Origin of the sequence: Rhodococcus sp. NPDC057014 (assembly GCF_042673295.1) — a bacterium.
GTDB lineage: Bacteria > Actinomycetota > Actinomycetes > Mycobacteriales > Mycobacteriaceae > Rhodococcus_F.
Window position 1 is genome coordinate 1 of record NZ_JBHUSF010000231.1, and the last position, 14,619, is coordinate 14,619.

Consider the following 14,619-nt stretch of genomic DNA (forward strand, 5'->3'; position numbering starts at 1 on the left):
CCGACGGCCCGGTCTGGGTGGCCGGCGGCAACTACGACGCGGCGCAGAAGCGCAGCGGGTTCCCCCGCGACGCACTCGTGCGCGGCGCGGCCGAGGGCATGCGGAAACTTCTGGGCCGCCGGTAGTCCGCGGGCGGTCAGAGGGTGGTGACGAGTCCGCCGTCGATCACGAAATCGGATCCCGTCACGTTGCCCGCCCGGTCGCTCGCGAGGAACACGACCAGATCCGCCACCTCGTCCGGGCGGGTGAACCGGCCCGTGACCGCCTGTTTCGCGACATTCTCCGCCACCGACTCCGCGTCGCCGCCCGCCGCGCGCGCCACCGTCGCGGCCACCCCGTCGTCACCGAGCCACAGGGCGGTCGACACCGGGCCGGGGCTGACGGTGTTCACCCGAACGCCCAACGGTCCCACCTCTTTCGACAGAGCTTTCGAGAAGTTGGTGAGCGCGGCCTTGGACGCGCAGTAGTCGATGACGGTGGGGTCGGGCAGGAAACTGTTGACCGAACTCGTGGTCACGATGCTGCCCCGGCCCGCGGCGATCATCGCGGGCAGCGCGGCCCGGATCGTCCGCACCGCCGACATCAGGTTGAGATTCATCGTCGTGATCCAGTCTTCGTCGGTCACGTCGAGGAACCCGGTCAGCCTGGGGTGGGCGGCGCCGACGTTGTTGACGACGACGCCGAGTCTGCCACGGGCAGCGGCGGCGGCAACGAGTTCGCCCGGGCCGGTGGGGGTCGACAGGTCGACGCTCACCGCCTCCACGTTTCCGCTGTCGACCAGTTCTTCCAGTTCCGGGCCGGGCGAACGCGCCCCCGCCACCACGAAGGCACCTTCCGCGGCGAGTGCCCGGGTGATGGCGAGCCCGATACCCTTGCTGGCTCCGGTGACCACGGCGACGGTGCCGCGCAATGCGAGATCCACGGGGTTCCTCCTGACGACGGCGGAGCGTGCATGGACGAGCGGAATGTCCCCCTCCGCTCACGCTAGCCGAAATGATGCCGACCGCGCTGCGGGCGAGTAATCTCAGCGACGAAGGGCCAGGCCACGGCGTCGTCCGTCGTACGACACTGCTACTCGTCGCACGACTGCTCCTGCCGCACAGTCCCCTTCGCCCCTGACCACTGTGTTCCGCCCCGACCCGGGAGACGAGTGATGCGACTTCTTCGACTTCGAACCGCCGTCGCCGCGTGCGCGATCGCCGCGGCCGGCACGCTCACCGTCGGGGCCGGACCGGCCCTCGCCCAGGATCTGCCGACGGTGGTGCTGGTCCACGGCGCGTTCGCCGACACGACCAGTTGGGACGCGGTGGCCGCGGACCTGCGTGGTCGCGGGTACGACGTCGTCGTCCCGGACAACCCGCTACGCGGACCGGCGTACGATTCCGCCGCCATCGAGAAGGTGCTCGCGGACATCCCGGGACCGGTGGTGCTCGTCGGTCACTCGTACGGCGGCGCCGTCATCACCAATGTGCACTCGCCGAACGTCGAGGCCCTCGTCTACGTGGCGGCATTCGCCCCGGCGCAGGGCGAGCCGGTGATGCTGAACCTCGACCCGATCCGGTTCCCCGGCAGCCAGCTGCTGCCGCCGGTGCTGCAGGTGAAGGTCGTCGAGAACGATCCCACCGGGATCGCGGGCAGAAACCTCGACGGCTACATCAACCCGGCCGACTTCCATCGGGTGTTCGCGCCGGACGTGTCCGACGCGACGGCCGCCGACATGCTCGCGCACCAGCGGTCCGCCGCGCTGGTCGCGAACCTCGAACCCAGCGGTGCGCCGTCGTGGGCGTCGACTCCCAGCTGGGCCATGGTCGCTCAGAACGATCTGGTGATTCCGGCGGCGTCCGAGCGGTTCATGGCCACCCGGGCGGGGGCGCAGATCACGGAGATCCCCGCGTCGCACGCCGTCCTGGTGTCCCAGCCCGTCGCTGTCGCCGACCTCGTGGTGCAGGCAGACCAGGCGACGCCGTAACGGCGCAGCCGTGAACGCGCCCGAAGAATCGGCATCGAACGGCGGGAGCCTCGCCCACCGCGTCCAGAAGATGGTTGGACGCGACCCGGACGAGGAACACCGTGCGGCAACGCCGTTGGAGTTGCTGTTCGACCTGACGTTCGTCGTCGCGTTCGGTGTCGCAGGCAATCAGTTCGCCCACCTCCTCGCCGAAGGACACGTCGGCGCCGGGCTGGCGGGTTTCTCGTTCGCGATGTTCTCGATCATCTGGGCCTGGATCAACTTCTCCTGGTTCGCCTCGGCCTACGACACCGACGACTGGATCTACCGCGTCACCACCATGGTCCAGATGATCGGCGTCATCGTCCTGGCGCTCGGCATGCCGCAGATGTTCGCATCCATCGACCGCGGAGTCGAACTCGACAACACCGTCATGGTGTCCGGGTACATCGTCATGCGGGTCGCCATGGTGTTCCAGTGGTTGCGCGCCGCCAGACACGACCCCGACCACCGCTCGGCGTCGCTGACGTACGCCACGGCGCTCGTTCTCGCACAGATCGGCTGGGTGACGCTGGCGATCGCACCCCTCACCGTCGAGTACGCGTTCGGCCTCGGCGCCGTCCTCATCCTCGTCGAGATGAGCAGCCCCGTCATCGCCGAACGGTACAAGGGCGGAACACCCTGGCACGCACACCACATCGTCGAGCGTCACGGCCTGCTCGTGATCATCACGCTCGGCGAGGGTGTGATCGGCACGGTCGCCTCACTGTCCGCCGTCGTCGAACACCAGGGGTGGTCGCTCGACGCGGTACTCGTCGCCGTCGCGGGCATCGGACTCACGTTCGGATTGTGGTGGGTGTACTACACTCTGCCGTCGGCCGAGGTGCTCGCGGTGTATCGCCGCCGCTCGTTCGTCTGGGGGTACAGCCACATCGTGGTCTTCGCCGCACTGGCCGCCGTGGGGGCCGGGTTGCACGTGGCGGCGTACTACATCGAACACGCCTCCCACATCGGCGCGACCGCGACGGTGGTCTCCGTCGCCGTCCCCGTCGCGATCTACCTCGCGGCCGTGTACCTGCTGTACACGTATCTGCTGCGGGTTCCCGACCCGTTCCACATCCTGCTCCTCGTCCTGACCGCGGCGACGATCGCGCTCGCACTCGTGCTGGCGGCGCAGGGTGTGTCGATGGCGTGGTGCCTGATCGTGGTGATGCTGGCACCGGTCGTCACCGTCGTCGGATACGAGTTGCTCGGGCATGCTCACGAGGCCCGGGCACTCGCGATCGCACTCGGGCGCGCCGATCCCGGCGCCCGCGAGGAGTACTAGGACCAGGGCGTTTCCGGCCGCGGCCGGGCCACACCGTCGACGACCAGATCGAGCCGCTCGTCGAAGAACGCCACGAGTCCCCGGACTTCCGACGCGTCGACGAGGGGCTCGTCGTATCGCCACGCGATGTCGTGGAGCACGCCGCCGGCGGTGACCGCGGACCGGTAGGCGGCCTTGCCCTTGTAGGCGCAGTACGTCGTCGTCGCACTCGGTTGCAGTTCCGCGACGACGTCGTCGGGCGGCAGGTAGTACCGCACCGGAAGCAGCGTTTCGAACAGCATTTTCGCACGCCGAGTGTCGGCGAGGAGGGTGTCGCCCAGCGACATCCGGATGTGGCGGGACGTGCGGCGAACATCGATGCGCTGGAACGGGTCGTGCGGATGGCCGACGATCTCGTCGTCCTCCTCCAGCCAGCGGTCGAAGCCGTCGAAGTCGAGAACCACGTATCCGGCCAGGTCTGCGTCGACGGGCCGGAACCCCAGGGCGTACCGTGCTCCGTCGATACGGATCGCGACGGGCTCGCCCTCCGCACTGTGCACCGAGAACGGTATCCGGGGATCGAGCACCGGCATCGTCGTCACGTCCGGCAGGGCGAAGCCGACGTCGCCCTCGGCCTGCACCGAACCCGGTGGCTCCGGCGACAACTCCGCGTCGATGTCCTCCGCCGGCACCGCGTAGGTGGGAACGACGCGCCGTGGTTCCCAGACCAGGACCGCACGGTCACTGTCGACCACCGTGGTCCCGTTCAGCTCGGCACGGATCCGCTTCGCCGTCGGCTCGTAGCGCAGCTCGCGTAGCTGACGTCCGACGGTGTCGCGCAGTCGCAGGCCCATGAGTTGAGAGTAGGCCTCTTACCGGGCGAGGCCGAGGGACGCGATGAGGTCCTCGTGGAACTCGAACCAGACGCGGTGGCAGGAGTCGCGGTCGGTCGCGCTGATCCAGACCGGATCGGTGCTCGCCCGCTCGACGGCGCCGGCGAACCGCTGGTGGTAGCCGGCGAATCGGTCCGTGCCCGCGACCAGGCGCCTCGAATCCGGCCAGGGCGTCCGCCGCGATTCCCAGGCGGGTGGTGGTCTCGTCGAGGGTCACGGTGGCCTCGCCGATACCCAGCTCGGCCAACTGCCAGGCGGTGCACGCGTCCGCGACGGCGACGTTGTGCGGCAGGAACTCCCGGTGGACCTGCACCACCACGGTCCGACTCCCGCACCGGTCGAGGTCGGCGGCGAGCAGCCTTTCGCCGTGCACCTTCCCGAGATCGGTCAGGGACCAACCGCTGTCCTCGGCGAAGGTGGTGCGGGTGACCCACCCACGGGCCTGGGCATCGAGCAGGTGCTCGACGGTCTCCTCGACAGGCAGGTCGAAACGGGCGGCGATGCGCGCGGTCTCGGCGTAGCCCAGGATCCGCACGGAATGCAACACCAGAATGTCCGTCGGAGTGCGGTGCGGCATCAGTTCCTCCCGGCGTTCGGAACCGCGACGTGCCCGTGCGTGCCGTCCACGCGGACCAGCAGGCCGTCGGTCGGGGTGGTCATGGCCATCGGCGCGGCCAGGACGGCGGGGATGCCGAACTCGCGGGCCACGATCGCGGCGTGCGCCAGCACCCCGCCGGTCTCGGTGACCACGGCACAGGCGCATGCCAGCAGCGGGGTCCAGGCCGGCGACGTCGTACGGCAGACGAGGACGTCGCCCGGGCGGAAGCGAGCGAAGTGGTCCAGGCCGACGATGATCCGCGCAGGACCGACGGCGGTTCCCGGGCTGGCTGCGACGCCCGTCAGCAGGGTGTTACCGTAATTCACCCGACCACTTCAAGCCATCAACGGCCTGTTGTCAACACACAGTTGACGGGTGCATTCTCAGCGAGCAAGAATGCCGGCGACGAAATCCTGCGCGTCCTGCTGCGACGCCCCGATCGTCCCGCGATGGTCCGCACCCTCGTACGTCCGATACGTGAGTTCGTTCCCGTTGTCCTGCAACGTCTTCACCATCAGATCCGTCGACGGTTTGCTCACAACCACGTCACCGGAACTCTGCGCGACCAGCGTCGGGACCTGCACGTGAACCCTCGACGGCTCCTGGCGGCCCAGGTACTCCGTCAGCGGCCCCAGGTCGGCGTCGGGGCGGAAGACCTGACCCGCAGGCATGGGCGGCACCTTCCGGATGTCGTCGATGCACCCGGTCCGCGCCGCCGTGAGCAGCGGTTGCGCCTGCTCCGTCAGCAACGCCGACGGGTCGATCGCGGGATCGGCGGCCTGCGCGCCGAGGAGGATCAGCGGGAGGAACGCCTCGGCCGCTTCGATACCCGGCACACCCGAGCGGAAGTACTGCGGCGTCTGGTCGAGTCCGCTGCCCGGGGCGATCGCCACGGCACCTCCGAGGTCGAGTTCCGGGGCGCGCTCCCCTGCCTGCGCGGCGGTGAACAGCGCCGCCTGCCCACCCTGGCTGTGCCCGATCACGAACCACGTCGAGCCGACCGCCGGATCCACGTCGCGGGCGGCGCGAACGATGTCCACGACGGCGTTCACCTCCGTGTCACCGTTGATGTACGGATGGATTCCCGGCGTCCCCAGACCCTGGTAGTCCGTGCTCACCACCGCGTACCCCTTCGCCACCCAGTCGTCGAGGGACGCATTGACCCCGGAGAGGTAACTGTGGGCGGGGCCGCCCGCGAAATCCGCGGACGGGGCGCAAGCGTCCGCGACGCCGGTGGTGCCGTGCGCCCAGCTGATCACCGGATACCCGCCGTCGGGTGCCGGCGTGCGGGGAATCGCCACGGTGCCCGACACCACGACCGGGTCACCGTTGCCGTCCTGCGACGCATAGGTGATCACCTCGGTCCGCGCGGCGCTCGGCAATGCCGGACCGTCATCGACGGCGCGGGACGAGAGTAGCTGACCCGGCCGGGGCGACGTGTCGGTGACAGTCTCGGAAGCCGCACTGGAACAGGCACTTCCACCGAGGAGGACGAGCGCGGCCACCGCGCCGATCCGGGCGCGCGAGACCGTCATGAGAACGCCGCCAGCGGCTCGGAACCCGACCAGTCGTGGCCCCAGTAACTGTCCGCGGTGATCTCCTCGGCGGTGTAGTGCGCCTCGTCGACGAGCATGCCCTCCGTGCCGAATTCGAGGTCCCAGCCGCCGGGGGCGCGCACGTAGAACGACACCATGCGGTCGTTGGTGTGACGGCCGAGGGTCGACGAGATGGAGAAGCCGAGCGTGCCGAGCCGGTCGAGGGCCTGCCCGACGGCGTCGAGGGAGTCGACCTCCGTCATCAGGTGCACCATCCCGGGTTCGCCGCTGTGCGGTGCGGGGCACAACGCGAGGCTGTGATGGCGCTGGTTGACGCCCATGAACCGCACCCGCCGGGCCGGTCCCGGGGCGTCGGCCGGTCCGAGGCGGATCGCGCCGCGGGGCAGGAACCCGAGCACCTCGGTGTAGAACGTGTAGGCCTCCTCGAACGCCGGCGTCGGGAGGACCACGTGGCCCAGCCCCTGCGCGCCGGTGACGAAGCGGCCCCCGTGCGGGGTGACGACGGGACTGTGGTCGAGCACCGGCCCGAAGAACACCTCCACCCGGGTGCCGGACGGATCGTCGAACGCGATCACCTGTTCGGCGTCGCGGTAGCGCGACTCCTCCTCGGACAGGACGTCGACCGCGACGCCCGACTTCTCCACCTGCTCCCGCACTCGCTGGAGTGCGAACTGGTCGCGCACCTCCCACCCCACGGCGAGCGCCTTGTCCGTGTCGCCGGGCAGGACGATCAGCCGTGACCGCCGCTCGTCGACGCGCAGGTACAGGCCGCCGGGCTCGGGGCCCGACCCCTCGGCCATGCCCAGCCCGTCCACCACCAGCTCCCGCCAGCGTGGCACGTCCTTCGTCTGGATCCGCAGATAGCCGAGCCCTCGGATGTCGGTCATGTGAAGTCCTTTCCTGGAGGCGGCTCCGCCGCCCGTGCGTGGTTGACGAGTCCCTGGACTCCTTAACCACTCACGGGCGCGAAGCGCCTAGATCATGGAGCGGTGGATGCCCTGGGGTTCCCCACCGAGCTGGGTCAGCGCCGAGGAGTGGAAGATCGATCCCGGCACGTGGATGGCGTGGGACAGGCCGGCGTGGGCGTCCCGCCAGAAACGCTGCATGGGCGTCTTCAGTTGGAGCGCACCGCCGCCGGAGCGCGCGAAGATCTCGTCCACGGCGCGCACCGCCCGCCAGGCGGCGGCCGTCTGGGTGCGCCGACCGATGGAGCGGAGTTCGAACGAGATGTCCTGCCCCTTCTCGGTCATGTCCCAGAACCGGTCGACCGTCTCCAGGATCGCCGCCCGCGACGCCGCGATCTCCGCGGCCGCCTCGCCGATCGCGAACAGCACGTAGGGGTCGTCCTTGATCGGGGTGCCGGAGACGGTGACGCGTTCGCGTTGCGCGTTGAGGTGGCAGGCCAGCGCGCCCTCGGCGATGCCGATGAGCGAGGACGTGATGCCGAGCGGGAAGATGCACGAGAACGGGAAGTTGTAGAGCGTCTGGGTGCGGCCGAACTCCTTCGGCGCGGAACCGTCGAAGACCTTGTCGGCCTGCAGCGTCCGGTGCTGCGGAATGAATGCGTCCTTGACGATCAGGTCCTTGGACCCGGTGCCGCGTAGTCCGACGACGTTCCAGCTGTCCTGGTCGATGTCGTAGTCCGAGCGCGGCAGCAGCACGTGCAGGATCTTCGGGGGCATCACCCGGTTGCCGTCCTGGTCGCCGACGGCGGCGCCGATCATGACCCACCCGCAGTGGTCGGTGCCCGAGGAGAACGACCACCGTCCGTTGAGGACGTAGCCGCCGTCGACGGGCACGGCCACCCCCATCGGGGCGTACGGTGACGCCATCCACATGTCGGAGTCCTCGCCCCACACCTCGTCCTGCGCGGTGCGGTCGAAGAACGCCAGCTCCCACGGGTGGACGCCGACGATGCCGCTGACCCAGCCCGCGGCTCCGTCGATGGCGCCGATGCCCATCGCGGTCTCCGCGAATTCACGCGGATGCGATTCGTATCCGCCGTACTCCTTGGGCTGCAGCATCCGCATCACCCCGGAGTCGCGCAGCCTCTTCGCGGACGTGTCCGACAGGCGCATCAGCTTGTCGCCCTCGACGCCCTCCGCGCGGATCTCGTCCGCGTACTGTTCGATCCTGTCAAGAACCTGGCCCATGATGATCTCGGCTTTCTGGTGTCGGTACCCGGCGGAACGCCTAGGCGGACTTCTTCTCGGCGACTGCGGAACTCGCGGACTTCCGGTCTGCGAGTCCGAGGGCGATCTCGATCAGCTGGTCTTCCTGACCGCCGACGAGCTTGCGCCTGCCGGCCTCGATGAGGATTTCCGCACCGGACACGCCGTACCGGCGGGCGTGGGAGTCGGCGTGCTTGAGGAAGCTGGAGTACACGCCCGCGTAGCCCATGGTCAGCGACAGCCGGTCGAGCAGGCAGTCGCCGTCCATGATCGGCCGGACGACGTCCTCGGCGGCGTCGATGATCTTCAGAGTGTCGATGCCGGTGCGGATTCCGAGCTTCTCGGCGACTGCCGCGAACGCCTCGACCGGGGTGTTGCCCGCGCCGGCGCCGAAACGCCGGGTGGAGCCGTCGATCTGCAAGGCGCCCGCCTCGACGGCAAGCACCGAGTTGGCGACACCGAGGCCGAGGTTCTCGTGCCCGTGGAATCCGACCTGCGCGTCGTCGCCGAGTTCGGTCACCAAGGCGGACACACGGTCGCTGACGGCGTTCAGGATCAGCGCTCCGGCCGAGTCCACCACGTACACGCACTGGCAGCCGGCGTCGGCCATGATCCGCGCCTGCTGCGCGAGAACCTCCGGCGGCTGACTATGGGACATCATCAGGAACCCGACCGTCTCCAGCCCGAGTTCGCGGGCGAGCCCGAAATGCTGCACGGAGATGTCGGCTTCGGTGCAGTGCGTGGCGATGCGGCAGATGCTCGCGCCGTTGTCCGCGGCCTCCCGGATGTCGGACTGGACACCCAGTCCGGGGAGCATGAGGAACGCGATCTTCGCCCGTTCCGCCGTCTCCACCGCGGCCTTGATCAGTTCCTGTTCCGGGGTGTGGCTGAAGCCGTAGTTGAACGAGGAACCGCCGAGTCCGTCGCCGTGGGTGACCTCGATGACCGGGACGCCGGCGGCGTCGAGCGCCCCGACGATCGAGCGGACGTGGTCGACGGTGAACTGGTGTCGCTTGGCGTGGGAGCCGTCGCGCAGCGACGAGTCCGTCACCCGGATGTCGAGTTCGGCACTGTAAGGCATCGGTAGTCCTTCGAAGAGTGAATGTGGGGCGGACGCGCTCAGACGCTTGCGCCGAGGATCTGCGTCGCGAAGCTCTCGCCGACCTTGGTGGCGGCGGCGGTCATGATGTCGAGGTTGCCGGAGTATGGCGGCAGGAAGTCCCCGGCGCCCTCGACCTCGAGGAAGATGCCGACGCGGGCCAGTCCTCCACTGATCGGCGTCGGATCGTCGAATTGCGGTTCGGCGCGCAGACGGTATCCGGGGACGTACGCCTGCACGGATGCCGCGACGTCGTGGATGGACGCGGTGATGGCGCCGCGGTCGGCGTCGGCGGGAATGGAGCAGAACACGGTGTCCTTCATGAACATCGGCGGTTCGGCCGGGTTCAGGATGATGATCGCCTTGCCCTTCTTCGCCCCGCCGATCGTCTCGATGCCGCGGCTCGTGGTGATCGTGAACTCGTCGATGTTCGCGCGGGTACCCGGGCCCGCGGACGGCGAGGCCACGCTGGCGACAATCTCGGCGTACGCGACGTCGGTGATCCGCGAGACGGCATGGACCATGGGGATGGTCGCCTGGCCGCCGCACGTGATGAGGTTGACGTTCGGAGCGGTGCGGTGCTCGCCCATGTTCACGGCGGGCACGACCGCGGGTCCGAGCGCGGCGGGGGTGAGGTCGACGGCCTGGATGCCGAGTTCCCGGTAGCGGGGCGCGTTCGCCCGGTGCACGTAGGCCGAGGTGGCCTCGAAGACGATGTCGGGGCGCTCGTCCTGGGCGAGCAGCCAGTCGACGCCCTCGGCGCTGGCGATCACACCCCGGTCGGCGGCGCGCTTCAGTCCCTCGCTGTCGGGGTCGACGCCGATCATCCAGCGGGGCTCGATGATCTCCGAGCGGAGGAGTTTGTACATCAGGTCGGTGCCGATGTTGCCGGATCCGACGATCGCGGCGAGAGCCTTGGTCACAATTGTCGCCTTACTTGAATTCTACTGATACGGAACCGATGTCACTGAACTCGGCGCGGAACACGTCGCCGGGTCGGGCGTCGACCGCGCGGGTGCAGGATCCGGGCAGGATCACGTGCCCGGCCTCGAGCCGCACCCCGAAGCTCGCGACCTTCCGCGCCAGCCAGGCCACGGCCTTCGTGGGATTGCCGAGCACCGCCGACGCCTCGCCCCGCGCGATCTCGTCCTCGCCCTGGTAGAGCACCGCGGAGATCGCGCCGATGTCGACCCGCGCCGGTTCCACGCGTCCCGCGCCGAGGATCACGCCGGCCGAGGACGCGTTGTCGGCGATCGTGTCGGCGAGCCCGATCTTCCAGTCCGTGATTCGGGAGTCGATCAATTCGATACTGGGAACGATGTATTCGGTGGCCGCGAGCACGTCGGCCTCGGTGCACCCCTCCCCCGGCAGTGTTTCGCCGAGGACGTACCCGATCTCCACCTCGATGCGCGGGTAGCAAAACTGCGCGGTGTCGATCGGCGTCCCCTCTGCGTACACCATGCTCGACAGCAGATGTCCGTAGTCGGGTTCGTCGACGCCCATCATCTTCTGCATGACCTCGGAGGACAGTCCGACCTTGTGGCCGTACACCGTCTCCCCCGCCGCCAGTCGCGCCCGGATGTTGAGCAGCGCGATCTCGTAGGCGTCGACAACGTCGATGCCCGGGAACACGGTGGTCAGCGGATCGATGGGGGCGCGGTTCTGTTCGGCGTTCCGCAGGAGGTGGGCGGCGGACAGTCGCTGCGCGTCGCTCAGCATCACGCCACCTCTCCCGCACGTGAGTGCTGTCGTGTGTTCCGGGACTCTTTGCCACTCACGTGGGCGACGTGCTGCGCGGCGATGTAGCCGAACACCATGGCGGGACCGATGGTCGCGCCCGCGCCTGCGTATTCGTTGCCCATCACCGATGCCGACGTGTTGCCGGTGGCGTACAGGCCGTCGATGACGGTCCCGTCCGCGCGGAGCACCCGGGCGTCGGCGTCGGTGACGAGTCCGCCCTTCGTGCCCAGGTCGCCTGCCTCGCAGCGGATCGCGTAGAACGGCCCCTGCGTGATCTCGTCGAGGCACGGGTTCTTCATCGTCGGGTCGCCGTAGTACCGGTCGTACGCGCTGTCGCCGCGGCCGAAGTCCTCGTCGGTGCCGCTGCGGGCGAAGCCGTTGAAGCGATCGACGGTCGCGACGAGGGTGTCTGCCTTGACGCCGATTGCATCGGCGAGGTCACGCAACGTGTCCGCCTTGTGCACGACTCCGGAGTCGTAGAACCCCTGCGGGAACGGCACACCCGGCAGCACCTGCGCGAACGGGTACCGCGACTTCGCCTTCGTGTCCATGACGAACCACGCCGGGACGTGGCCGCCGTCGAGTTGGTCGTGCACGAAGTTCACGTACGGCGACGACTCGTTGGTGAAGCGTTCGCCGCGGCCGTTCACGATGACGGACGGCGGAATGCACCGCTCCGAGACGAGCGGGATCACAGCGCCCATCGGGTGCAGCACCGACGGCATCCACCAGGCGTCGTCCATGAGGTCGACTGCGGCGCCGAGCTTCTGGCCGGCGACGATGCCGTCGCCGGTGTTCTCACGGGCGCCGGCGCTGACGTCCGGAACGCCGTGCCGGGGCAGGTACTTGGCCCGCATGTCCTGGTTGTGGTCGAACCCGCCGGTCGCGAGCAGCACGCCGCGGCGGGCGCCGATCCGGACCGTCTGTCCGTCGCGCTCGGCGAGCACACCCACGACCGCGCCGGTGCCGTCGACGATCAGTTCCGTCATCGACGTCTTCAGCCACAGCGGCACCCCGGCGTCCTTGAGGATCATCCGCATCCGCGCCACCAGTGCGCGTCCGCCGGTCGCCATGTGGCGTCGGCGGACCATGTTGGACGCCACCCGCCACGCCGCCACCAGCGACGCCTTGCGGCCCTTCCACGTACGCTTGACCATCGCGAGGTCGTGGTAGTCCTTCGAGGTGACCCACAGGCCCAGCGGACCCTTCATGCTGTTGGGGCGCTGGAACTGCTCGTCCTCCTTCAGCGCCCGGGTGTCGAACGGGATGCATTCGATGGTGCGCCCGAGCGGCCGCCCGCCCTCGTATTCCGGGTGGTAGTCGGAGTAGCCCTTCACCCAGTACAGCTTCATGTGCGGGCTGCGGTCGAGGAGTTCCATCAGCTCGGGACCCTTGTCGACGAACGCGTCGAGCCGGTCGGCGGCGACGGTGCCCTCGGTGATGATGTCGAGGTAGCGGCGGATCGACTCCCTCGAGTCGATCACACCCTTCTCCCGCAGTGTCGGGGCGTTGGGTATCCAGATGCCGCCGCCGGAGATGGCGGTGGATCCGCCGAACGTCGCACCCTTGTCGATGACGAGGGTGTCGATCCCGCGGTGGGCCGCGGTGATCGCCGCGGCCATGCCGCCGCCACCGCTGCCGACGACGAGGAAATCGACCGTGGTGTCGAAGGTTTCTGCGGCGGCGCTCATCGTCCGCTGCCGTCCTTGCGGAGGAGGAACGCGAGGACGGCGCTCTCGAACGCCGTCTTCTGCTCGATCATCGCCCAGTGCCCGCAGTTCGGGAACACGTGCAGTTCCGCCCGCGGGATCGACCGCATCGGGATGATCGCCATGTCCAGCGGGCTGACCCGGTCGTCGCGGCCCCAGGTGAGCAGCGTCGGCGCCGTCACCTTGTGCAGCTGGGCCCAGTACGGGGTGGCGTCGGATTCGAGTGCGGCCTTGGCGCCGGCCTCGAACGCGGCCTTGCTGTACATCTTGCGGGCGCTGGCGAGGGTCTCGGGGTCGGTGGCCTGCGTCCAGCGTTCCTCGATCAGTTCCTCGGTGACCATCGCGGGGTCGAACACCATCGAGTGCAGCCACGCGATCAGTCGTTCCCGGGTGGGGTCGTCCGTGAACTCCATCAGAAGATTGATGCCCTCGCCGGGGCCGGGGCTGAAGAGGTTCCTGCCGATGCCGCCGATGGTGATCAGCTTGGAAACCCGGTCGGGGTGTGCGATCGCGAACTGGGTGGCGACGATGCCGCCCATCGAGTTTCCGAGCATCGCCACCTCGTCGAGTCCGAGCCCGTCGAGGAAACGGAGCACCGCGTCGCCCGCGGTGAGCATCGGATGACCGCCGAAGTCGTCGCTGACCCCGAATCCCGGGAACTCCAGGACGAAGGTGCGGAAGTGCTCGGCGAAGACGCCGAGGTTGCCGCGGAAGTTGCGCCATCCCGTCACGCCGGGGCCGGAGCCGTGCAGCAGCAGAAGTGGCGGGCCGTCGCCGGCCTCGTGGTAGCGAAGCACGCCGAGGTCGGTCTTCAGCTCCTTCAGGGTGCCCTCGTAACTCGAGTCAGTCGTCATGCTCGATCACGTTGCCAGCGTGTTCCCGGCTCGGACAGGAGCGATCCCGGTCAGCGAGACACCGCCCCGCCCCGGCACCGTCCGGGCGAGGACTTCCACTGACCGAGACGGAATCTCGTGACCGTTCGGGGCGTCCCTAGCCTCGGGGTCGATCGCCGAATCGGTCGGCGACGCAAGAGCAATCGGAGGCGGTCTGATGGCAACCGAGCCGGCCGGAAGCAAGCCCGCGGCACACCCGGACGCACCGTCACCGGACGAGATGCGCCGAGCCCTAGGACAATTCGCCAGCGGGGTCACGGTCGTGACGGGACTCGACACGGAGGGCCCGGTGGGTTTCACATGCCAGTCGTTCGCGTCGGTGTCTCTGGAGCCGCCGCTGATCCTGTTCTGCGCCGATCACCGCGGCCGGGCATGGCCGCGCATCCGGCGGTCGGGGCGGTTCACGATCAACGTGCTGCACGAGGACCAGACGGACCTCTGCGCCCGGTTCGGGTCGAGCCGGGGCGCCAAGTTCGACGGGCTCGCGTGGGAGCCGTCGCGGTGGTCGACGCCGTCGCTGCCGGGGGTCCTTCTGCGCGTGCACGCGGACGTGCAGTCCGTGCACACCGCCGGCGATCACGATGTCGTGATCGGACGTGTCCGGGAACTGGAATCGGTGTGTGAGGAGCGGCCGATGGTGTTCTTCCGGGGCGGTTTCGGCCTCGACGCCGCCCCGCGCCCCGTGCGTGCGTAACGAGTCCAGGGA

At 69.0% G+C, this 14,619-nt stretch carries 14 protein-coding genes and 1 pseudogene; 4 read left to right on the forward strand and 11 right to left on the reverse strand.

Annotated elements, in window-relative coordinates; genetic code table 11:
* Positions 1–125 (forward strand): annotated as a pseudogene (locus tag ACFTZB_RS32235) (short-chain dehydrogenase); the annotation flags it as partial.
* A gap of 11 nt (positions 126–136) precedes the next feature.
* Here the strand turns inward: ACFTZB_RS32235 and ACFTZB_RS32240 are convergent.
* Entirely contained in the window at positions 137–922 is a 786-nt protein-coding gene (locus tag ACFTZB_RS32240) for an oxidoreductase (protein ID WP_378437802.1), read from the reverse strand.
* Between the two features lie 231 nt (positions 923–1,153).
* Between ACFTZB_RS32240 and ACFTZB_RS32245 the strand changes: the two genes are divergently transcribed.
* Both ACFTZB_RS32245 and ACFTZB_RS32250 read left to right on the forward strand, forming a co-directional pair.
* Positions 1,154–1,969, forward strand: coding sequence for an alpha/beta fold hydrolase (locus tag ACFTZB_RS32245; protein WP_378437804.1), 816 nt, complete (start codon positions 1,154–1,156; stop codon positions 1,967–1,969).
* 70 nt (positions 1,970–2,039) lie between these two features.
* The gene (locus ACFTZB_RS32250) at positions 2,040–3,275 is read left to right on the forward strand and encodes a low temperature requirement protein A (RefSeq protein ID WP_378437827.1); all 1,236 of its coding nucleotides are present in this window, start codon (positions 2,040–2,042) and stop codon (positions 3,273–3,275) included.
* On the opposite strand, the gene ACFTZB_RS32255 is transcribed toward ACFTZB_RS32250, so the two are convergent.
* The 10 genes from ACFTZB_RS32255 to ACFTZB_RS32300 all read right to left on the reverse strand — a co-directional run bounded on the left by ACFTZB_RS32255 (position 3,272) and on the right by ACFTZB_RS32300 (position 13,874).
* Positions 3,272–4,108 carry a DUF427 domain-containing protein gene (locus tag ACFTZB_RS32255; protein ID WP_378437806.1) on the reverse strand — a complete coding sequence of 279 codons (837 nt, stop codon included), beginning with the start codon at positions 4,106–4,108 and terminating at the stop codon, positions 3,272–3,274. The genes ACFTZB_RS32250 and ACFTZB_RS32255 overlap by 4 nt on opposite strands.
* Positions 4,109–4,723: 615 nt before the next feature.
* Positions 4,724–5,071: a PEP-utilizing enzyme gene (locus ACFTZB_RS32260; RefSeq protein WP_378437808.1), complete on the reverse strand. Its 348-nt coding sequence runs from the start codon at positions 5,069–5,071 to the stop codon at positions 4,724–4,726.
* Between the two features lie 57 nt (positions 5,072–5,128).
* Positions 5,129–6,280, reverse strand: a complete 1,152-nt coding sequence (locus ACFTZB_RS32265) for an alpha/beta hydrolase family protein (RefSeq protein WP_378437810.1) — start codon at positions 6,278–6,280, stop codon at positions 5,129–5,131.
* Complete coding sequence (bphC, locus tag ACFTZB_RS32270) at positions 6,277–7,188, reverse strand: biphenyl-2,3-diol 1,2-dioxygenase (protein ID WP_378437812.1); 912 nt, start codon at positions 7,186–7,188, stop codon at positions 6,277–6,279. The genes ACFTZB_RS32265 and bphC overlap by 4 nt, the downstream gene beginning before the upstream one ends.
* An 87-nt stretch (positions 7,189–7,275) precedes the next feature.
* Entirely contained in the window at positions 7,276–8,454 is a 1,179-nt protein-coding gene (locus ACFTZB_RS32275; protein ID WP_378437814.1) for an acyl-CoA dehydrogenase family protein, read from the reverse strand.
* A gap of 40 nt (positions 8,455–8,494) precedes the next feature.
* A complete protein-coding gene (gene dmpG, locus ACFTZB_RS32280; RefSeq protein ID WP_378437817.1) occupies positions 8,495–9,553 on the reverse strand; it encodes a 4-hydroxy-2-oxovalerate aldolase in 1,059 nt (352 codons plus the stop codon).
* A 38-nt stretch (positions 9,554–9,591) separates the two neighbouring features.
* Positions 9,592–10,497 carry an acetaldehyde dehydrogenase (acetylating) gene (locus tag ACFTZB_RS32285; protein WP_208613740.1) on the reverse strand — a complete coding sequence of 302 codons (906 nt, stop codon included), beginning with the start codon at positions 10,495–10,497 and terminating at the stop codon, positions 9,592–9,594.
* Between the two features lie 7 nt (positions 10,498–10,504).
* Positions 10,505–11,290, reverse strand: a complete 786-nt coding sequence (locus ACFTZB_RS32290; RefSeq protein WP_378437819.1) for a 2-keto-4-pentenoate hydratase — start codon at positions 11,288–11,290, stop codon at positions 10,505–10,507.
* Positions 11,290–13,002: an FAD-binding protein gene (locus ACFTZB_RS32295; RefSeq protein WP_378437821.1), complete on the reverse strand. Its 1,713-nt coding sequence runs from the start codon at positions 13,000–13,002 to the stop codon at positions 11,290–11,292. The genes ACFTZB_RS32290 and ACFTZB_RS32295 overlap by 1 nt, the downstream gene beginning before the upstream one ends.
* The gene (locus ACFTZB_RS32300; RefSeq protein WP_378437823.1) at positions 12,999–13,874 is read right to left on the reverse strand and encodes an alpha/beta fold hydrolase; all 876 of its coding nucleotides are present in this window, start codon (positions 13,872–13,874) and stop codon (positions 12,999–13,001) included. Before ACFTZB_RS32300 ends, ACFTZB_RS32295 begins: the two co-directional genes overlap by 4 nt.
* Positions 13,875–14,070: 196 nt before the next feature.
* Between ACFTZB_RS32300 and ACFTZB_RS32305 the strand changes: the two genes are divergently transcribed.
* A complete protein-coding gene (locus tag ACFTZB_RS32305) occupies positions 14,071–14,607 on the forward strand; it encodes a flavin reductase family protein (RefSeq protein WP_378437825.1) in 537 nt (178 codons plus the stop codon).
* Positions 14,608–14,619: the final 12 nt, after the last annotated feature.